The following is a 19,666-nucleotide window of genomic DNA, read 5'->3' as shown; positions in this document are numbered from 1 at the left end:
TGACGTCGTCGCGGCGCCTCTCGCCGAGCCGAGCGTCGAGCCGATGGACGTTGCGCTGCCCTGGCCGGCGCGGGCCGCTGCGCGCGCCGGTCAGCGGTTCACGCTGCTGTCCGGTCCGGCGCCCTTCGGGGGCTCGTAGGGCTCGGGGCTCTTGCCGACGGTCCTGAGGTTCACGAGCTTGTTGAGCAGGTCGAACCAGAACGGCGCGCCGAGGGAGGCGGCGGCCGCGGTGATGAGGATGCCGGGGCTCAGCAGCCGGTCGAGCACCCCGCGGATCCAGGCGACAAGGCCCTGGCCGAGGATCGCCGAGAGCGCTTTCCAGAGCCCCGGGGTGCTCGTCTGCTCGGGGGCCTGCACGCCCCAGGTGATCTTGAGATCGAGCCCGGTGAGCTGGGAGTGCGCGCCTCCGCCCTGGGCGAGCGCGGCCATGATGTCCTCGTCCTTGTCCATGCCGCCGGTGTGCGGGGCGGCGCGGGGCGCCGATTTCGCCATCTCCTGCGCCGCCGTGATCATGGCGGCGCGGACCACGGCGTCGCGCGAGAGGGCGCCCGCGAGCTTGATGCTGTCGGCGTTGAACCCGATGCACAGGACGAGCGCCGTCGCGCTGATGAGGAGCTGCGTGCGGCGCTTGTACCGCCCGGCGGCCCGGTCCATGGCGTCGTTGAACCAGCGCTCCAGCCGGATGTTGGCCTCGCGGATGTCCCGGACCGTGCCGTCGACGATCGTGGCGAGGGCGCGCCGGAGATCGCTCTCCCTGGGCATGCGCTGGATGAGGCCCTTCAGCTCGTCGAGGGGCTCCTCGTCGCAGCTCGGCAGCGCGGCCCCGCCGCCCGGCGGAGGCGCCGCGGCGCCGGCGGGCGGGGGCGCGGCGCCGGTGGGCGGGGGCGCGGCGCCGGCGGACGGGGGGGAAGGCTCAGCGGCGCTCGCCGGGGACGAGGGCGCGGCGTCGCCTGCCGGAGCAGGCGCAGGGGTCGCGGTGGGGGCGACGGCGGCGCTCGCCAGCAGGGGCGACGGCGCGGCGGCGCCGGCCTGCGGGAGCGACGGCGCGGCGGCGCCGGCCTTCGGCAGCGACGGCGCGTCGCCGTTGTGCCACTCGATGTGCCGCAGGGTGTCGATGAGCGCGGCCACGAAGACGTGCGAGGGGATGTAGGACGGCCCCACCCAGCCGTACTTGAGGTCCTTGATCAGCGGGTGCTGCCGGAGCGCCGCCGCGAGCGGGCTCGGGGGCGGCCCCGGCATCAGCCGGACGCGCACGAGCTCGGCCGCGTGGCGGATCAAGCGCGTCGTGACAGGCTCGCGCGGGGCGGTGGCCCCGTGCGCGGCGGCATCGTGGGCCGCGAGGGACCGGAGCACGTGCGGGTCGAGGGCGCGATCGGCCAGCATGATCTCGATGCTCTGCGCGAGGTTGAGGGCGCGCAGCCGGAAGACGCCGGCGAGCGCCTCGTAGATGGCCGAGCAGAGGACGCTGAGCAGGAAGAAGACGCTGACGAGGCCGATCGCGATGTCGAGGGTCGTTCCCATGGGCATCCAGAAGGGCAAGGGCGCGAGGCGCAGACCGGCGCGCCCCCGCGGCGCTCCCCCGGCCGGCAGGACGAGGAGGACGAGGTGGCCCCGCGAGCGCCCGTTCCCCTCCGCGGCCCGATCAGCATACGCCACGCGGCGCCGCGGAGCGAGCGCCAGTGCGCCCTCGCTGCCGGGGGATCTTCGTCTACCATCCCACCCCCGTGACGAGTACCACGCTACCCCCTGAATCGCGGCGCAGCAGCGAGCCGCCGATGCGCACCTCGTGGACCCAGGAGCGGGCCGACCTCGACCGGACGCTGCGGCCCAGGCGCGATCGGCTCGGGCACGAGCCGCCGCCGGCGTCGCCGCCCGGAACGCTCGTCATCGAGGACACGCGGCGGCCGAAGATCTTCGTCATCGACTACGACGCCGAGGTGGTCGCCGAGAAGGAGATCCAGACCCTCGACGAGTGCATCCCGTACCTCACGGACGACCGGCCCTCCATCACGTGGGTCGATGTCCGAGGGCTCGGACACAAGGCCACCTTCGAGCGGCTGGGCGAGATCTTCCACATCCACCCGCTCGCGCTGGAGGACATGGTCAACGTGCCCCAGCGGCCCAAGGCGGACGTCTTCGGGGGCGAGCACGTCCTCATCATCTCGCGGATGGCGCAGGTGACCGAGCGCTGCGAGCTGCGCACCGAGCAGCTCGCGATCCTCGTCGGCAAGACCTTCGTCCTGACCGTCCAGGAAGAGGCCGACTGGGACGCGATGGACGCCGTGCGCGAGCGCATCCGCGTCGGCCGCAGCGTGGTGCGGCAGCGGGGCGCCGACTACCTGGCGTACGCGCTGCTCGACGCGGTGGTCGACGGGTTCTTCCCGGTGCTCGAGCGGCTCGGCGAGCGCATCGAGGACCTGGAGATCGAGGTCCTGAACCCGAAGCGCACGATGTCGAAGCCGATCCACGACCTGAAGCGGGATCTGCTCACGCTGCGGCGCGCCATCTGGCCGCAGCGCGACCTCGTGAACGCGCTGATCCGCGAGGACAACCCGATGATCACGAAGGACACGCGGCTCCACCTGCGCGACACGTACGATCACGCGGTGCAGCTGATGGACATGATCGAGACCTACCGCGAGCTGAGCTCGGGCCTGATGGATCTCCACCTCTCCGGGATGTCGAACCGGATGAACGAGATCATGAAGGTGCTCACGATCATCTCGACGATCTTCCTCCCGGTCACCGCGATCGCGGGCATCTACGGGATGAATTTCCACCACGAGAGCTCGCCGTTCAACATGCCGGAGCTCGACTGGTACTACGGCTATCCGCTCGTCTGGTGCCTGATGCTGACGAGCGTCATCGGGCTGCTCACGTACTACCGCCGCAAGGGCTGGCTCGGGAAGGACGGCGACGGCGGCTGAGCGGCCGTCATGGTGAGCGGCGCGCGGCGTCAGGGGCGCGGCGCGTAGGACGTAGGCAGCCGGGCGCGAGGGCGCCGCGACGTTGGGTAGGAGAGGGGCCGACGGGGGAGGGGCGCGCCGGAGAGCCGACGAGCGGAGGCGCCGCATTGGATTGGTGGCGGCAGATGCATTCTGTATACTGTTGTCCTGGTCATCCATATGAGGACGCGCGGACGCTCGAGAGCTCTCCTGTTTATCGGCGCAGCGGCGGTCCTCGCGTTCGCCTGCTGGAAGGTGCGCGCCTCGTCCGCCTCCGACTCCGACTCGGCCGCTCTGCCGGACGGGCCGCCGGGTCGCCTGCGGTTCGAGAAGGCGCTCGACGTGCAGGTGTTCCAGCGCGGCAACCTCCACACGCACACATCGCTGAGCGACGGGGACAGCGAGCCGCGCGAGGTCGTCCGCTGGTACCGCGACAACGGGTATGCGTTCGTGGCCCTCACGGACCACAACCGGCGCGTCGATCCTGCGAGCTTCGAGGAGCTCCAGGCGCCGTCGCGCTTCACCGTCATCCCGGGCGAGGAGGTCACGATGTCGGCCGAGGGGCGGCCTGTGCACGTGAACGCGCTCTGCACGCGGGCGACGATCGGCGGCGGCGATTTCCCGACCAAGGGCGAGGCGCTGAGCTGGGCGATCCGGCGGGTGCGGGCGGAGGGCGGCGTGGCGCTCATCAACCATCCGAATTTCGACTGGGTGCTCTCGGCCGGCGACCTCCTGGGGGCGCCCGCGGCGGAGCTGCTGGAGATCCACAGCGGGCACCCGTACGTGTACACGGCGGGCGACGCGACGCGGCCGTCCCACGAGGCGCTGTGGGACACGGTGCTGACGGCGCGCGGCTTCGCCGGAGGGGGGATCGTCGGGGTCGCGGTGGACGACATGCACCAGCTCGTGGCCGGGTCGAACGCGCCGCCGGCGGGGCCGGGCCGGGGGTTCATCGAGGTGTTCTCGCGCGAGGTGTCGCGCGCCGCGATCTGCAGCGCGCTCGCCCGGGGACGGCTCTACGCGTCGTCGGGCGCGCGGCTGCGGAGGATCAAGGTCGCCGACGATGCGTTCTCGGTGTGGCCGGTGGCCACGGGCGTGGAGGTCGAGTTCGTCGGGCGGGGCGGGCGCGTGCTGGAGCGGCAGCAGCCGCTGGCAGGGAGGGCGACGTACCGGCTCCGCGGAGGGGAGCGCTACGTGCGGGCGCGGATCACGCGGCCGGACGGGAAGCGGGCGTGGACGGCGGCCTACGCGACCCTGGAGCCGTGAGAGCTCCTCACGCCCCCCCGCGCTTGCCGTCGAGCCGCCCCAGCACCGCCCGCGGCGACATCGTCGCCCGGTACACATAGATCTCCCCCGCCTCTTCCTCCCCCAGCACCTCCTCGCTCACGCGGAGCTGCTTGCCGACCGCGAGCAGGATCCTGGCCGGAAACCCCTTCCGGATCAGCTCGACGCGCCGCCACACAGCGTCTCGGCTCCAGAACCCGAACGCCTCCAGGTACACCTCCTCCCCGGTCTCCGCGTTCTGAAACACGAGGTCCGGGGCGCACACCACCTCTCCGGGCAGCGCGAACAGCCGCTCGTTCGGCGCCACGGTCCAGGGCGACCCGAGCTTCCTGAACCCCTCGCAGAACGCCTCCAGCTCGGGCGTCGTCTCCGCGAGCTCGCGCCCGTGGAACAGGAGCCCGTCCGCGGGGCCGATCTCCACCGCGAGCGGCTCCTTGTCGCGCCCCCAGCGCAGCTCGGCGCGCAGCCGGAACGAGGCGCACGCGAGCACCGCCGGCAGGAACATCGCGAGCCGCAAGCCGTAGCGCTGCACGGCGTCGAACAGGCTGAACGGGCCGTCGAGCACGATCGTGTAGCCGGTGGCCGGATCGCCCTGGACCACATGGATCAGCCCGTGAAACCGGGCCGCGCGGAAGAGCCGCCGGTACCGCGGGGCGCTCTCCCCCTCGACGCGGATCGTCACCTGCGTCGCCCGCAGGAGGATCGACTGCGCCAGCGAGAGGTTGTACCGATCCAGCAGGATCTCGGGCGCATCCGTCGCCGCGCGCCGGAGGATCTCGGCCCCGCGCAGGTCGGCGTAGAGCCCCGCCTCGATCGCCGCCGGCGTCGTGCCGAGCCGGGCGGCCACCTCGTCGAGCACCGCGGCGCGGTCGAAGCGGGCGCGGACGTCGAGGGCGCGGTGCGCCGCCGCCGCGGCCAGGAACAGCTCGCGCCGGAGCGCCTCGGGATCGACGCCCTCCTGCACCTCGTACTCGCAGCCGTCCTCGAGCACCTTCCTCAGGCCGAGCGCGGCGACGCGATCCCGCGCGGGCACCTCGATGGCGTCGAGCGCGGCCTCGATCTCGTCGCGGCTCTCGCCGACGCGCTGGGACAGGATGTCGATGTACGCGCGCGCGACAGGGAGCAGGCGCTCGGCGGCCGCGCCGCGCAGGTACTGCGGCATCACCAGCCCGCCCCGCCGGCGGACGCGGACGAGGTCACTGGTAAGCAACGTGCTCCCGGCGCTTGTCGCTCACCCGCTGCTCGCTCGTGCCGAGGGCCACGAGCTCGTAGAGGATCGCCGTCTTGTTCTCGCTCCGCCGCAGGATGCGGCCGAGCCGCTGGACGTGCTCCCGCACCGAGCCGCTGCCCGACAGGACGATCGCGACGTTCGCCTCGGGCACGTTGACCCCCTCGTTCAGCACCTTCGACGTGACCACCGCCGACAGCGTGCCGCGGTTGAACGCCTCGAGGATGGCGCTGCGCTCCTTCACCTTGGTCTGGTGGGTGATCGCCGGCAGCAGGAACTGCCGCGAGATCTGGTAGACCGTGGCGTTGTCCTCGGTGAAGACCAGGGTGCGATCCGCGCGGTGGGCGTGGAGCAGCCGCGCGAGGACGTCGATCTTGCCGGGCGCGCAGAGGGCGAGGCTCCGCTGGCGGCGGTACGCCTCGAAGGCGCGGCGGCCGGCGTCGGACTGCGAGCTCAGCATGATGAACTGCCCCCACCCCTCGGGCATGCGGATGCCGTTCGCGCGCAGGAAGCCGATGTACACGGCGCGCGCCGCCTCGTACGCGGCGCGCTCGTCCTCCGAGAGCGGGACGTCGAGCCGGACGACATCGTAGGCCGCGAGGTACTGCCCGGAGAGCTCGGTGATCTCGCGGCGAAAGACGATCGGGCCGATGAGATCGTCGTAGCCCCGGCCGTCGGCGCGCTCGGGGGTCGCGGTGAGACCGAGGCGGAAGGGCGCGAGGCACATCTTCGCGGCGAGCGCATACGAAGGGCTCGGCAGGTGGTGGCACTCGTCGAAGATCACGAGGCCGAAGCGGGCGCCGAGCCGGTCCATGTGCGCGTGCGCGGAGTCGTAGGTGGTCACCGTCAGGTCGAGGACGTCGTGGTAACCGCCGCCGAGCAGGCCGATCGGGACGCCGAACGCGGCGGAGAGCCCGTCGTACCACTGGTTCAGGAGGTCGAGCGTCGGGACGACCACGAGCGCGCTGCGCTGCCGCGCGGCGATCGCCAGCGTCGCGACGAACGTCTTGCCCGCGCCCGTCGGGAGCACGACGACACCCCGGCTGCGCCGCCCGGCCCACGCGTCGAGCGCCTCGCGCTGGTACGGGAAGGGGTCGTGCTTGGCGAGCGGCGCCAGCGGGAGCGCCTCGTACCGGCGGGCGGCGTCGGTGAAGGGGACGCCGCGGGCGCGGAGCCTGAGGACGAGCTCGGCGTAGTCGATGGCCGGCACCCGGTAGACGCGCTCGCGCGCGTCCCAGCGGCAGGACGCGGGGAGGCACGCGGGGTCGAGCGGCGCGCCCTCCGCGGACGAGCCCGGCGGTCCGCCGCCGTCGGGCGCCTCCGCGGGGAGCGCGCTGCTGTCGAGCTCGCCGGCCGGCGCCAGCGCGGGGCGCGGCGCGACGCCCTCGATGCGGAGGGTGCCGCCCTGGAAGCTCAGGACGATCGGCGCTGTGCGGACCGGCTCGGTCATCGGCGGGCTCTTTTGCCGCGGCCAGGGCCCCGTGCCAAGCCCGGAGAGCGTCGGAGAGCGGCGATCAGGCCAGCTCGGTCGGCATCATCGATGCGCCGCGGATCGGCGCGCGGTAGCGTACCCACACGAGGGGAGACTCATGCAGCGTGATCGTCAGGGCGGTGCCGGCGCTGAGCGGGAGCCTGCGGCCGAGCTCGCGGTGGATGTAGCGCGCGATGAGCTCCGGCGTCGAGCGCTTGCCCTCGAAGGCAGGGTGATCGTCGAGGTTGCGGTAGTCGATCTCGGCGAGCACGCCGCGCAGGTTGTCCCGCAGCACGCTCGTCTCGACCACCTGTCCGAGCGGAGAGAGCTCCTCCCGGTCCACCTCCACGCTGACGGTGTAGGTCGCGCCGTGCAGGCGCTGTGCAGGGCCGAACTGCTCGCCCTTGAGGCTGTGGGCCACCATGATGTGATCGCGGACGCCGACCGTGTACATGGCCACACTATACCCGCCTTCCCGGCCCTGGAGGGAGATCGCAATCGCCTGCCGCGGCGCGCGGGGGTAAGGTGCGGACGGCTCCCCGTCCGGCCCCGCTACATGGGCAGGCAGGTTCGTGCGGGACGAAGTGGCCGGTTGGCCGTTGCGAGGGAGGATCACCGATGAACCGCGAAGCGAGCGTGCTGGCCCCTGGGTTCCTCATCGCGTCGCCGCCCCTGGGCGATCCGAACTTCGACAAGACGGTCGTGCTCCTGGCGGTCCACAGCGAGGGCGGGGCGCTGGGGTTCGTGGTGAACCGGCCGGCGCCGATGTCGCTCGGGGAGCTCCTGTCGTTCGCCGGCTACGGCAACGACCTGAAGGACCCGGCGCCTGTTTACCTCGGCGGGCCGGTCCAGCCGAGCTCGGGGTGGATCCTGTGCCTCGATCCGTCGCTCGGGGCCGAGGAGACGGGCGTGATCCCGGTGGGCTCGCGGGTGCGGGTCACGTCGTCCCGGAGCGCGTTCGACACGCTCGCGGCCGACGCCGTGCGCGGCGCGGCCGCGACGGACTCGCGGCGGAGGACGGTGCTCCTCGGCTACAGCGGGTGGGGGCCAGGGCAGCTCGAGCGCGAGATCGCCTCGGGCGCGTGGCTGCCGGTGCCCCTCGACGAGCGGATCCTGTTCGACGTGGCGGCGGAGCAGCGCTGGGAGAAGTCATATGGGCTGCTCGGGCTGCGCCCGATTGAAATGCTGTCAATGCGCAGCATCGGCGAGGCCTGAGGGGCACGCCCGCTGACGGCCTCCTCGGCTTCCGGGAGAGGAGAGAGCGGGGGCGGCCTGATTGACGCGGCGGTCGGTGGGACGAAGGTTGGCGGGTCGCCAGGAGCGCGCGCGGGGAGGACGCCGCAGGGAGGGCTCTCCCGGCGCTGTTGACGGGCCACCGAGCCGAGAGCATACGACACGCGAGAGGAGCCATGATGGAGATCAATATCGGAATCGACGCCAAGAACCGCGAGCAGATCGGCGCGGGGCTGGGCCGTGTCCTCGCCGACACGTACACGCTCTATCTGAAGACACACAACTTTCACTGGAACGTCACAGGGCCCATGTTCCAGACGCTGCACCTCATGTTCGAGACGCAGTACAACGAGCTGGCGCTCGCCGTGGACCTGGTCGCCGAGCGCATCCGCGCCCTCGGCCTCCCCGCGCCGGGGACCTACAAGCAGTTCGCGGCGCTCGCCTCCATCAAGGAGGAGGACGGCATCCCCAAGGCCACCGACATGGTCAAGCGCCTCGTCGAGGGCCACGAGACAGTCGCGCGCACCGCGCGCGAGATCTTCCCGGTCGCCGAGAAGGCGAACGATCAGCCCACCTGCGACCTGCTCACCCAGCGCCTGCAGCTCCACGAGAAGACCGCGTGGATGCTGCGCAGCCTGCTCGAGTAGCCCCCCCGCCTCGCCGGCCGACCGAGCTCGGGCGACGGCAGGGCTGGCCAGGTACCCATGGCCCGGGCGAGCCGGGCCATGGGTACCCGGATCAGCGCCGGTGCGGGACGAGGAACCCCTCGGGGTCGACCGCCACCGCGCGCTGCTTCAGGAGGCGGCCCACGGCGCGCTTGAACGCCTTCTTGCTCAGGCCGAAGATCGCCCGGATCTCGTCCGGGCTGGAGCGGTCGCCGATCCGCGGGGCGCCCGGGCGAGAGAGCCCCGCGAGGATCTTCTGCGCGTCGTTCTCGAGCTCCTCGTGCGCGTGGCCGCGCAGCGACAGCTCGACGTTCCCGTCGGGCAGCACGCTCGTCACGCGGAACCGCGCCGCCTCGCCGCGGGCGAGCGCGTGCGGCTCGTCCGCGGGGACCAGGCCGACGAACTGGCGCTCGATGATGACGAAGAGCCCGAGCTCCGGCTCGTTGCGCCACGCCTCGCCCTCGACCCACTCGTCCAGATCGAACTCGCCCTTGTCGCGCAGCATCTCGCTCACGCGCATCGTCCCCGCGAGGCGCCCGGTCCTGTCCACGACGAGCCCCACGGGGTGCCGCTGTCCGACCCGCAGATCGCGCGTCTGCTCCGCGTGCGGCACGAGCAGCTCCTTCGGCAGGCCCCAGTCGACGAACGCGCCGAAGGGTGCCACGTCGGTCACCGCGAGGAAGGCGACCTCGCCGAGCGCGACCTTCGGCCGGCGCGCGGTCGCGATCGGGCGATCTTCGGAGTCGAGGTGCACGAAGACCTCGAGCTCGTCTCCCTCCTTCGCCCCCTCGGGCACCTCGCCGCCCGGCAGGAGGAGCACCGGCGCGTTCGGGCGGAGGTCGCCCGGATCGGGCGAGAGGAACGCGCCCGGCGGGCCGAACCGCCGTATCGGCAGGGTCACGACGCGGCCGAGGAGATCGTCGTAGGGCATCGGCGCGCAGTCTTGCACACGCGGCGCGGGGTGTCGTCGGCCATGAGGAACACGAGACTGCCGGGTTCCCGAACACCGGTGCTCCGCGCTCCCTCGCGCGCCCGCGCAGCGCCTCGACCGGCGGCAAGGAGCTTGATACGACACCGGCAGATGCCCAGGGGCCACCACCGGCTCGCAAAGCGCCTCGCGTTCGCCGCCGGGCTCCTCCTCCTCGCGCCCTTCGTCGTGGCGCACGGCCGCGTCTGGCTCGACGACGGGGCGCCCTCGGAGAGCGCCGGCACCCCGGCGCAGGGCCGCCTGCTGCATGGACACGCGATCCCTCCGTCGGGTCCGGGCTACGTGACCTATTCCTACCTGGGGGCGAGCCTCGGGCGCCAGTACGTGCACGGCGCGGTGCGCGACGCGCTGCGCGAGGCGTTCGCCGCGGTCTCGGCCGCGAGGCCCGGGCGGCGCTTCGTCGTGGGCGAGACGGGCAACCGCCGCGGCGGCCCGCTCTGGCCGCATCGCACGCACCAGAACGGGCTGAGCGTGGACGTCTTCGTTCCGCTGCGCGACAGCGAGGGTCAGCCCGCGGACGTCGCGACTTACCCCTGGAACAAGCTCGGTTATGGGCTCGAGTTCGACGCGCAGGGCCGCCGCGGCGACCTGACGATCGATTTCGACGACCTCGCGCGGCTCCTCTCCGAGCTCGACGAGAAGGCCAGGCCAAGGGGGCTCCGGATCCAGCGGATCATCCTCGCCCCCGAGTACGTGCCGCTGCTCCTCGCGAGCCCCGCGGGCCGCAAGCTGGGCCCGCTCGCCGGGTCGATCCTCCGGCGCCAGGTCTGGTGGCGCCACGACGAGCACGCGCACATCGACTTCGCGCTCGGCGCCCCTCGTTGAGCGGAGCCTCCGGGCAGGACACGACACGTGAGGACCACGTGCGCGCCGGCGCCGCCGACCACGTGCGCGCCGGCGCCGCCGTCCGGGCTTCCCTGCGCTACGGCGCGCCCCGCTTGGCATCGCCTCCCGCCCGCCCCACGCAGCGGGAGCAGCCCGGGAGACCGAGCACCACGCCGGTGCGCGGGCCGGACTGCGCACACCGCTCCTTGCGGCCGGGCGAGCTCATGAGAGCCAGCCCGGCCCCTGCGAGCCGATCCCCGCGGACGCCCTCCATGACAGACAGCTCCGGATACAGCATGTACGTGTTCCGCAGCGGCCGCCGCGACGTCCCAGGGCAGCGGCTCGTCGCCGAGCTCGCGGACGACCTCCGGGCGCTCGCCGCGCCCGCCGGCGCCGATCGCCGCCCCGGGGTCGTGCTCCGCGCCTTGATCCGCGCCGGCGAGCTCGAATCCATCCTCGCTGACGCCGGCGCGGGCAGCGCCTCCCTGCTGGCGGGGCTCACCGACGACCTCGCCGCCATGCTTGTCGGCGGTGACGACGCGGGCGCGCTCGCGATCTCGGACGGCCCGACGTCCGACCACGGAGGGGCCGACGTCTGGCCACGGACGGCCCGACGTCCGACCACGCCCGAGGCCCTCGCCGCGCTCGCGGTGATCGATGTCCCGGCGACGGTCCGGATCTCGCCGCCCGAAGGGTTCTCCTTCTATGCGCTCCACCCGCTCGATTTCGCCCGGCTCGCCGAGCGGCTCGCGTCCCCCGCGGCGCCGGTCCGGGTCGTCGGGATCCGCAGCATCGGCACGACCCTGAGCGCGGTGACGGCCGCGGCGCTCCGTCGGCAGGGGATCCGGGCGGGGCGCATCACCGTGCGCCCGTCCGGACACCCCTACGATCGCCGGGTCGAGCTCGGCGCCCGGGAGCTCCGGTGGGTCCAGGACGGCATCGCCGAGGGAGCGCAGTTCTGGGTCGCCGACGAGGGGCCGGGCTTCAGCGGCTCCTCGTTCCTCTCCACCGGCGATGCCCTCGTCAGCGCCGGCGTCCCGCGCGGGAACGTCGTCTTCCTCGGCTCCCGCGCGATGGATCCCGACGCGCTCATCGCGCCCGACGGCGCCCGCCGCTGGCGGTCCTTCCGCGCGGAGCGCGTCGAGTGCGGGACGCAGCTCCCGGGCGATGCAGGTGAGTTCATCGGCGCCGGGGCGTGGCGCCGCCGCTGCTATGATGACGAATTGCGCTGGCCGCCGTCCTGGACGTCCATGGAGCGCCTCAAGTGTCTTTCCCGTGACGGCAGCCGGATTCTCAAGTTCGAAGGGATGGGCCGCTATGGGGCCGAGTGCCTGGAGCGGGCTCGCAGCGTCGCTCAGGCCGGCTTCGGTCCGGAGCCGCGTGACGAGGGTCAGGGCTTCCTCTCGTATCCGTGGCTCCCGGGCCGGCCGCTCCAGGCCGGCGACCTGTCCGCCGCCGTGCTCGAGCGCCTCGCCGATTACTGCGCCTACCGCGCCACGGCCTTCCCTGTCCCGAGCCCCGCGGTCGACGAGCTCATTGCGATGGCACGCACCAATTTATCAACAGAAATGGGGGATGACCTCCCGGACGAGCTCCACCTGGAGATCGCGCGTCCCGCGCTCGTCGATGGCAAGATGGATCCTCACGAGTGGCTCGGGTCCTCCTCGGGCGAGCTCTTCAAGGTGGACGCATCGGGCCACGGCGACGATCACTTCCTTCCTGGCCCGGCGGACATCGCCTGGGATCTCGCCGGGGCCATCATCGAGTGGCGGATGGCGCCCGACGCCCGGCGCGCCTTCCTCGAGCGCTACCGGCGCCGCTCCGGCGACGACCCCGAGCGGCGTCTGCCCGCGTATCTGCTGGCCTACTCGCTGCTGCGCCTCGGCTACGCCGCGATGGCCGCGGCATCGCTCCCGGACGAGGGCGAGGCGCGGCGCTTCATGGCGGCGCGGCATCGCTATCGCGCGGCCCTGATCGAGGGGCTCGCCCCCTCGGCCTTCTCGGGCGCTCTCGGGTAGCGCCGCTGGCTCGGCTACGGCGCTCACGTCTCGTGCTCATTTCTTTCCCGACGCTGCTGTACGGAATTTCCGCGATGGTGCGGCGGGCGTTGCGGAGATAGGTTCTCGACGACTCACCCCTTGTTCGTCTGCGGCAGCCGTCTCCGGAAGCTGCTCCGGGCGAAGCGCCCGTGGTTGACCGAAGAACGCAACCCCATGCTCAAGCGCCTGATCCTCATTGCCAGCTCTTCTTCGAGCAGCGATGAACCCTGGGCCCGTGGGACACCGCTGCTCTCCCCCTCGGACAAGGCGGCGCTCTCCCGGGAGTTCCCCGGCGTGGAGATCGACGCCCCCTGTCCGCCCGGGGACGCGCCCCACGCCGCCGTCGACGCCCGCGCGTGGCGCGCCTCGGCGCTCGATCTGTGGGCGCTCGACACCCACCTGCACGCGCTCGACGCCCGCGGCCCCTTCGATATCCGGCTCGGCGGGCTCGACCGCGAGGCCGCCGCGCGCGCGGCCTACGAGGTCCTCACCCGCTGTCAGCGCTTCCTCCGCAGGAGGAACCTCGCCTCCGCGACCGCGGTCTTCGCCCGGGTCCTCGGGCGGCACCGGGAGCTTTATGATCTCGACAGGCCGCTTGTCCGGGCCGACCACGATCATGCGATCGACGTCTGGCAATGGATGCTCCGCCTCGATCCGCGCGCCGGCGTGGCCGCGCAGGCGGCGGCGCTCTTCCATGACGTGGAGCGGCTCGTCTCCGAGGCGAACGTCCGGATCGAGCACCGCGCCGCGGACTACCAGGCCTTCAAGGACGAGCACGCGCGGCGCGGGGCGGCCCTCGCGTGCGCCGCGCTCGCCGGGGTCGGGCTCCCGCCCGAGGTCCTCGACCGGATCGGCGCCCTGGTGGGGTCGCACGAGCGGCCGGGGGACGACGCCGAGCTCGCCCTGCTCAACGACGCCGACGCGCTCTCGTTCTTCTCGCTGAACAGCGCCGGGTTCCTCGATTACTACGGTCCCGAGCACACCCGCGCCAAGGTGGTGTACACGCTCCGCCGCCTCCGCCCGGAGGCGAGGGCGCTCTTGCCGCGTATCCGCTGCCGCCCCGAGGTGGAGGCGATGATCCTCGGCGAGCCGAGGCGGACATCGGCGCCTGCCCCGGCGGAGACGCAGGCCTAGAGGAGGGCTGGTTCGCCATGAGGCTCGTCATCTTCGGTCTGACGATCAGCTCGTCCTGGGGCAACGGCCACGCGACGCTGTGGCGCGGCGTGCTCGACGCCCTCGGGCGGGCCGGGCACCGCGTCACCTTCTTCGAGCGCGACGCCCCGTATTACGCCGCGCACCGGGATCTATGCTCGCTCTCGCACGGCAACGAGCTCCGGCTCTACACCTCGTTCGACGACATCCTCGCCGAGGCCCGGCGCGCCGTCCGGGAGGCGGACGCGGCGATGGTGACCTCGTACTGTCCCGACGGCGGCGCGGCGACGGAGGTGGTCCTCGAGTCGCGCGGTCTCAAGGTCTTCTATGATCTCGACACGCCGGTGACCCTGGATCGGCTCGATGCGGGCCAGTCGGTCGGGTACATCGGCCCGCGGGGCCTCGTCGATTTCGACTGCGTGCTCAGCTACACGGGCGGCGCCGCGCTCGATCAGCTCCAGACGAAGCTCGGCGCCCGGCGGGTGTTCCCGCTCTACGGCAGCGCCGACCCCGCGGTGCACCGTCAGGTCGCGCCGCGGGAGGAGCTCCGCGGGGACCTCTCGTATCTCGGGACGTACGCCGCCGACCGGCAGGAGGCGCTCTCTGCCCTCTTTCTCGAGGTGGCGAGGCGGCTGCCGCAGAAGCGGTTCGTCATCGGCGGCTCGCTCTACCCCGAGAATTTCCCGTGGGCGGAGAACATCTATTACATGCGCCACGTGGCGCCGCCGGATCACCCGGCGTTCTATTGCTCCTCGCCGCTGACGCTCAATGTCACCCGGGGCGCGATGGCGGCGATGGGGTACTGTCCTTCCGGGCGGCTCTTCGAGGCGGCCGCGTGCGGGACGCCGATCCTGAGCGACAGCTGGGAGGGGCTCGACCGGTTCTTCACGCCGGGGGAGGAGATCCTCGTGGCGACGACCACGGACGAGGCCGTCGCGGCGCTCTCGCGGCCGGCGGCCGAGGTCGCGGCCATTGCCCGCGCGGCGCGCGAGCGGGTGCTCGCGGAGCACACCGCGGCGAGGCGCGCGGCGGAGCTCGTGGCGATCCTCGAGTCGGTCACGGCTCGATGAAGGAATGGAACGAAAGGAGAGGACGATGTGGGGAGTGATTCCGGCGGCGGGCCTGGGGAGCAGGATCCAGCCGCTCGCGTTCTCGAAGGAGCTGCTCCCGGTGGGGACGCGCAGGGACGGCGACGTGGAGCGGCCGCGCGCGGTCAGCGAGTACCTCATCGATCGGATGATCCTCGCCGGCGCGACCCGGATCTGCATGGTGATCTCGCCGGGCAAGTCGGATATCGTCGAGTATTACGGCGCGAGCGTCGGCCCGGCGCACATCTGTTATGTTGTGCAGCCGGTCGCCGCCGGGCTCTGTGACGCCATCTTCCGTGCGCTCCCCTGGCTCCAGCCGGAGGAGGAGGTCCTCGTGGGGCTCCCCGATACGGTCTGGTTCCCGGAGCACGGGCTCCGCTCGCTCGACGGCGGGGGCCTCTCGTTCCTGCTCTTTCCGGTCGAGCACCCGGAGCTCTTCGACGCGGTGGTCACCGACGAGCAGGGCTGGGTGCTCGAGATCCAGGTCAAGCAGCGGGACGCGCGCTCGCGGTGGGTCTGGGGCGCCTTCAAGCTCACGGGGGCGGTGATGCTGGAGCTCCACGACCTCTGGTGCGAGCGCGGGCGGACGGATCCGTACATCGGGACGCTGGTGAACGAGTACCTCGCCCGCGGCGGCAGCGCGCGGGCGGCGCGGGCCGGCGAGGCGTATGTCGACGTGGGGACGCTGCATGGCTACCGCGAGGCCATCCAGCTCCTCAGCGGCGTGGTGGAGTGATCGGAGGAGCCATGGAGAGGAGCGTGCGGAGCGGGCGGAACGTGCGGAGCGTTGACAGAGCGGTGAAGTGGACCCGGGAGCAGATCCAGGAGCGCGTGCGCGGGCTCGGGCAGTGGTTCCACAACATCGATCTCGGCGGGGTGAAGACGGCGCCGGACCATTTCCTGGGCGACTATCCCGCGTTCAAGTGGAAGAGCTTCGCCCACGCGATCCCGGCGGATCTCACGGGCAAGACGGTCCTCGACATCGGCTGCAACGCGGGCTTCTACTCGCTCGAGATGAAGCGGCGCGGGGCGGCCCGGGTCCTCGGGATCGACAGCGACGACGACTACCTGGCGCAGGCGCGCTTCGCCGCGGAGGTCTCCGGAGCGGACATCGAGTTCCGGAACCTCTCCGTGTACGACGTCGGGAGCCTCGGAGAGCGCTTCGATCTCGTGCTCTTCATGGGCGTCCTGTACCACCTCCGCCACCCGCTGCTCGCGCTCGATCTGCTGCACGAGCACGTGGTCGGGCAGACGCTTGTCTTCCAGAGCATGCAGCGCGGCAGCGCCGAGGTGACGCCGCTCCAGGAGGACTATCCCTTCTCCGAGAGGCGGATCTTCGACGAGGCGGGCTATCCCCGGCTCCACTTCGTGGAGCGCAGCTACTCGCACGACCCGACCAACTGGTGGGTGCCCAACGGCGCTTGCGCGGAGGCGATGCTGCGGAGCGCCGGCTTCGAGATCGTGAACCACCCCGAGCCCGAGGTGTACATCTGCCGCCGCCGCGAGAAGGCGGACGGCGCGCCGGGCGCGGTCTACCCGGGCAGGCGAGCCGGCATGAAGGGAGAGCAGGCATGATCGAGGCGGTGATGCTCTGGAACGAGCCCAACAACAAGTCGCACTGGGATTTCGAGATCGATCCCGCGTGGACGACGTACGGGTCGATGGTGAAGCTCGCCGCGGAGGCGATCCGGAGCGAGCGCCCTCATCTGCCCCGCGTGCTGGGCGGCGTCTCGCCGATCGATCCTGGGTTCATCGCCAACATGGGCCGTCAGGGCGTGCTCGATCACGTCGACGTGGTCGCGGTGCACGGCTTCCCGCTCGACTGGAACCACTGGCAGCTCCACGAGTGGCCGAGCAAGCTCGAGGAGATCCGGGCGGTGACCGACAAGCCGCTCTGGATCACCGAGATCGGCGTCTCCACGTTCGGCGCCGAGGAGGTGCAGGAGTTCGGCCTCAGGCGGAGCGCCGAGCTGCTCCGCGGCAAGGTGGATCGGGTCCACTGGTACAGCCTCTACGATCTGCCGCGCGCGTGGCCGGCGACGACCCGGCATCGCGAGGCCGAGGGCTCGTCGTACTACCGGCATTTCTACATGGGCCTGCTCCGCGAGGACGGGACGCCCAAGCGCGCGCTCCGGCTCTTCCCGGAGTGCACCCCCGATTTCGGTCTGTGCCAGTGGTTCCACTTCGAGGATCACCGGCTGGACGACGCGGTGGAGTGGCTGAAGAAGCTCGGGGTGCGCCATCTCCGCACCGGCCTGAGCTGGGCAGACAGCTTCCGCCCCGGCGCGGAGGCCTGGTTCGACCGGCAGATGAAGGCGCTCGAGCCGTTCGACGTGACCCTGACCTACTGTTTCACCCCGGAGCACGCCGGCGTCCGGCCGCACCACACGAGCCCCCCGCAGCGGATAGAGGAATTCGCGGAGTTCTGCGCCCGGATGACGCGACGCTATACGGGGTAGGCGCCAGCAGCTGTGCTGGCGGAAATCACATCTCTGCGCCGCCTGCGGGCTGTCCTTCCTGTTTCGTCCGGGCTCGCCTGCTCGTCTGTCCGCGGTTGACGCGCCCATCTGGCGCACCGCGTAGCCGTTTGGTAGGGTGGAGGTCGACGAGTTCGGCGCCCGGATGACCTGACGTTACGCACTCCAGGTGGCTCATGTCCCACGTCGCGAGCAGCCCGAAGCGAGAGAGGCCCGAGGAGCACGGCGGCTTTTCGGGGGGATCCGACAGGCGCGCCGGGCCCTGCGGCAGGCTCTTTGTGGCGAGGGAGGCGCTGTCGTGAACCTCGCCGCGCTCCGCCGCCAGGGCCGCACGCCGCCGGAGCTCGCGTGGCCGCCGTTCTCGTGGCTCTCGTCGGGACGGGCGCCGCGCTGCCTCGTCGTGCTCGCCCATCCGGACGACGAGACCCTCGGGCTCGGCGCGCGGATCGGCCGGCTCCACCCGATCGAGGTCGTCCATGTGACCGACGGGGCGCCCCGCGACAGCCGCTTCATGCCGGCGGAGCTCGTCGAGATCGGGCGCGAGCGCTACACCGCCCTCCGGCGCGACGAGGTGATTCGCGCGCTCGCCCTGGGCAACGTGCCGGCGTCGAGGCTCAGGTGTCTCGGCGCGGTCGATCAGGAGGCCATCGAGGAGGCCCCGAGCCTCGCCCGGAAGCTCCTCGAGCTGTTCGCCCGGACGCGGCCCGAGGTGGTGTTCACCCATCCGTACGAAGGCGGCCATCCGGATCACGACGCGGCGGCGCTCGCCGTGCATTCGGCCGCGGTGCTCGCCCTCTGGAACGGCGTCACCTCGCCGCTGATCTTCGAGGCGGCTTCGTACCACGCCGCGCGCGGTCATCTCGTCGCCGGCGAGTTCATTGCGCACCTCGGCGTCCCCGAGATCGCCCTCCGGCTCTCGGACGAGGAGGCGTCGCGCAAGCGCGCCATGCTGGCCTGCTTCACCAGCCAGCGCGAGACGCTCGCCCCGTTCGCCGCCGAGGTCGAGCGTTTCCGGCCCGCGCCCGCGTACGATTTCCGGAGGCCTCCGCACGACGGGGCGCTCCATTACGAGCGCCTCGGCTTTCCGATCGACGGCGCGCGCTGGCGGAAGCTCGCCGTGAAGACGCTCACGCTGCTCGGCCTCGAGCGTGAGCCGTGCCTCTGACGGTCCTGCACGTCGGCTATCCGCTCGCGCCCGTGGGACCGGACGCCGTCGGCGGCGCCGAGCAGGTGCTCTCGATGCTCGACGAGGCGCTCTCGCGCGGCGGCCACCGGTCGATCGTGGTCGCCCCGGCGGGCTCGTCGTGCGCGGGGACGCTGGTCGCCACGCCCGCGCCTCCGCCGGGCGCGGTCCTCGACGAGGCGGCCAGGGAGCACGCCTGGCGCCACCACCGGAGCGCCATTGTCCGGGCGCTGGATCGGTATTCGATCGACCTCGTCCACCTGCACGGCGTCGATTTCGATCGCTACCTGCCCGAGCCCGGCGTGCCCGTGCTCGCGACGCTGCATCTCCCGCCGAGCTTCTATTCGCCGGCGGTGTTCCGGATCGAGCGCCCGAGGACGTTCCTCCACTGCGTCTCCGCGACGCAGCGACGCGCCTGTCCGCCGGGCGCGCGGCTCCTGCCCGAGATCCCGAACGGCGTCCGGCTGGAGCATTACCGGCCGAGGCGGTACCGGCGCGGCTTCGCGCTCGCGCTCGGCCGGCTCTGCCCGGAGAAGGGGGTTCATGTGGCGGTCGAGGCCGCGGTCCGCGCCGGGTCGCCGCTGCTCATCGCCGGGCAGGCGTTCGGCTACGAGGAGCACACGCGGTATCTCCGGGAGGTCCTCCTGCCGATGCTGGGCGGCGCCGGGCCGGTGCGGCGCTTCCTGGGCCCGGTCGGCCTCGTCCGGAAGCGCCGTCTGCTCGGGGCGGCCCGGTGTCTGCTGGTCGCGAGCCGGGTCCAGGAGACCAGCTCCCTCGTCGCCATGGAGGCGCTCGCCTCGGGCACGCCGGTGATCGCGCTCCGCGGCGCCGGCGCGCTGCCGGAGATCGTGGAGCACGGCCGGACGGGGTACCTCGTGGACGGCGCCGCGGAGATGGCCGAGGCCATGGCGACGGTGGATCGGCTCGACCCGGCGGCGTGTCGCCGCGCGGCCGAGGAGCGCTTCTCGGCGGCGAGGACGTCGGCGGCGTATCTCGAGACGTACCGCCGGATCCTGCGCGAGGGGTGAGCGGGGCGCGGCGAGGCGGGCCCTGGCGGGGCCGCGGCGATCTCTTCTCGCCGGCGATGT

General features: G+C 72.3%; 18 protein-coding genes. 13 read left to right on the top strand and 5 right to left on the bottom strand.

Features of this window, described 5'->3' with window-relative positions; genetic code table 11:
* Positions 1–90 precede the first annotated feature (90 nt).
* A complete protein-coding gene (locus WMF28_RS34300) occupies positions 91–1,521 on the bottom strand; it encodes a hypothetical protein (RefSeq protein WP_437597721.1) in 1,431 nt (476 codons plus the stop codon).
* A gap of 203 nt (positions 1,522–1,724) precedes the next feature.
* On the opposite strand from WMF28_RS34300, the gene corA reads away from it, so the two are divergent.
* On the top strand, positions 1,725–2,927 hold the full coding sequence (corA, locus tag WMF28_RS34295; RefSeq protein WP_437597720.1) for a magnesium/cobalt transporter CorA: 1,203 nt from the start codon (positions 1,725–1,727) through the stop codon (positions 2,925–2,927).
* 198 nt (positions 2,928–3,125) lie between these two features.
* Positions 3,126–4,211, top strand: coding sequence for a PHP domain-containing protein (locus tag WMF28_RS34290; protein ID WP_437597719.1), 1,086 nt, complete (start codon positions 3,126–3,128; stop codon positions 4,209–4,211).
* Positions 4,212–4,218: 7 nt separating this feature from the next.
* On the opposite strand, the gene WMF28_RS34285 is transcribed toward WMF28_RS34290, so the two are convergent.
* From WMF28_RS34285 to WMF28_RS34275, 3 genes are all read right to left on the bottom strand, one after another.
* The gene (locus WMF28_RS34285) at positions 4,219–5,439 is read right to left on the bottom strand and encodes a DUF790 family protein (RefSeq protein WP_437597718.1); all 1,221 of its coding nucleotides are present in this window, start codon (positions 5,437–5,439) and stop codon (positions 4,219–4,221) included.
* Positions 5,426–6,907 (bottom strand): DEAD/DEAH box helicase, encoded by a 1,482-nt coding sequence (locus WMF28_RS34280; RefSeq protein WP_437597717.1) that lies wholly within the window; start codon positions 6,905–6,907, stop codon positions 5,426–5,428. The genes WMF28_RS34285 and WMF28_RS34280 overlap by 14 nt, the downstream gene beginning before the upstream one ends.
* A 64-nt stretch (positions 6,908–6,971) precedes the next feature.
* On the bottom strand, positions 6,972–7,382 hold the full coding sequence (locus tag WMF28_RS34275) for a 6-pyruvoyl trahydropterin synthase family protein (RefSeq protein WP_437575348.1): 411 nt from the start codon (positions 7,380–7,382) through the stop codon (positions 6,972–6,974).
* Positions 7,383–7,546: 164 nt separating this feature from the next.
* Between WMF28_RS34275 and WMF28_RS34270 the strand changes: the two genes are divergently transcribed.
* Complete coding sequence (locus WMF28_RS34270) at positions 7,547–8,143, top strand: YqgE/AlgH family protein (protein ID WP_437597715.1); 597 nt, start codon at positions 7,547–7,549, stop codon at positions 8,141–8,143.
* Between the two features lie 194 nt (positions 8,144–8,337).
* Positions 8,338–8,808 carry a Dps family protein gene (locus tag WMF28_RS34265; protein WP_437597713.1) on the top strand — a complete coding sequence of 157 codons (471 nt, stop codon included), beginning with the start codon at positions 8,338–8,340 and terminating at the stop codon, positions 8,806–8,808.
* A gap of 91 nt (positions 8,809–8,899) precedes the next feature.
* Here the strand turns inward: WMF28_RS34265 and WMF28_RS34260 are convergent, their stop codons facing one another.
* Positions 8,900–9,757, bottom strand: coding sequence for a CvfB family protein (locus WMF28_RS34260; protein WP_437597712.1), 858 nt, complete (start codon positions 9,755–9,757; stop codon positions 8,900–8,902).
* A gap of 150 nt (positions 9,758–9,907) precedes the next feature.
* Here WMF28_RS34260 and WMF28_RS34255 point away from each other — a divergent pair, with 150 nt between their 5' ends.
* From WMF28_RS34255 to WMF28_RS34215, 9 genes are all read left to right on the top strand, one after another.
* Entirely contained in the window at positions 9,908–10,639 is a 732-nt protein-coding gene (locus tag WMF28_RS34255; RefSeq protein WP_437597711.1) for a penicillin-insensitive murein endopeptidase, read from the top strand.
* Positions 10,640–10,911: 272 nt separating this feature from the next.
* The gene (locus WMF28_RS34250; RefSeq protein WP_437597709.1) at positions 10,912–12,657 is read left to right on the top strand and encodes a hypothetical protein; all 1,746 of its coding nucleotides are present in this window, start codon (positions 10,912–10,914) and stop codon (positions 12,655–12,657) included.
* 195 nt (positions 12,658–12,852) lie between these two features.
* The gene (locus tag WMF28_RS34245; protein WP_437597708.1) at positions 12,853–13,812 is read left to right on the top strand and encodes a DUF4202 family protein; all 960 of its coding nucleotides are present in this window, start codon (positions 12,853–12,855) and stop codon (positions 13,810–13,812) included.
* A 17-nt stretch (positions 13,813–13,829) separates the two neighbouring features.
* The gene (locus tag WMF28_RS34240; RefSeq protein WP_437597707.1) at positions 13,830–14,900 is read left to right on the top strand and encodes a CgeB family protein; all 1,071 of its coding nucleotides are present in this window, start codon (positions 13,830–13,832) and stop codon (positions 14,898–14,900) included.
* A gap of 25 nt (positions 14,901–14,925) precedes the next feature.
* A complete protein-coding gene (locus WMF28_RS34235) occupies positions 14,926–15,654 on the top strand; it encodes a sugar phosphate nucleotidyltransferase (RefSeq protein WP_437597706.1) in 729 nt (242 codons plus the stop codon).
* Positions 15,655–15,665: 11 nt separating this feature from the next.
* The gene (locus tag WMF28_RS34230; protein ID WP_437597705.1) at positions 15,666–16,493 is read left to right on the top strand and encodes a TIGR04290 family methyltransferase; all 828 of its coding nucleotides are present in this window, start codon (positions 15,666–15,668) and stop codon (positions 16,491–16,493) included.
* Positions 16,490–17,377 carry a glycosyl hydrolase gene (locus WMF28_RS34225; protein ID WP_437597704.1) on the top strand — a complete coding sequence of 296 codons (888 nt, stop codon included), beginning with the start codon at positions 16,490–16,492 and terminating at the stop codon, positions 17,375–17,377. Before WMF28_RS34230 ends, WMF28_RS34225 begins: the two co-directional genes overlap by 4 nt.
* Before the next feature lie 316 nt (positions 17,378–17,693).
* A complete protein-coding gene (locus WMF28_RS34220) occupies positions 17,694–18,560 on the top strand; it encodes a PIG-L deacetylase family protein (RefSeq protein WP_437597703.1) in 867 nt (288 codons plus the stop codon).
* Complete coding sequence (locus WMF28_RS34215) at positions 18,551–19,606, top strand: glycosyltransferase family 4 protein (protein ID WP_437597702.1); 1,056 nt, start codon at positions 18,551–18,553, stop codon at positions 19,604–19,606. Before WMF28_RS34220 ends, WMF28_RS34215 begins: the two co-directional genes overlap by 10 nt.
* The last annotated feature ends 60 nt before the right edge of the window (positions 19,607–19,666 follow it).

Source organism: Sorangium sp. So ce590 (genome assembly GCF_051521365.1).
In the GTDB taxonomy this organism is placed as follows: Bacteria; Myxococcota_A; Polyangia; order Polyangiales; family Polyangiaceae; genus Sorangium.
The sequence above is the reverse complement of the archived record's forward strand: the minus strand, read 5'-3'. Positions and strand labels throughout refer to the sequence as shown.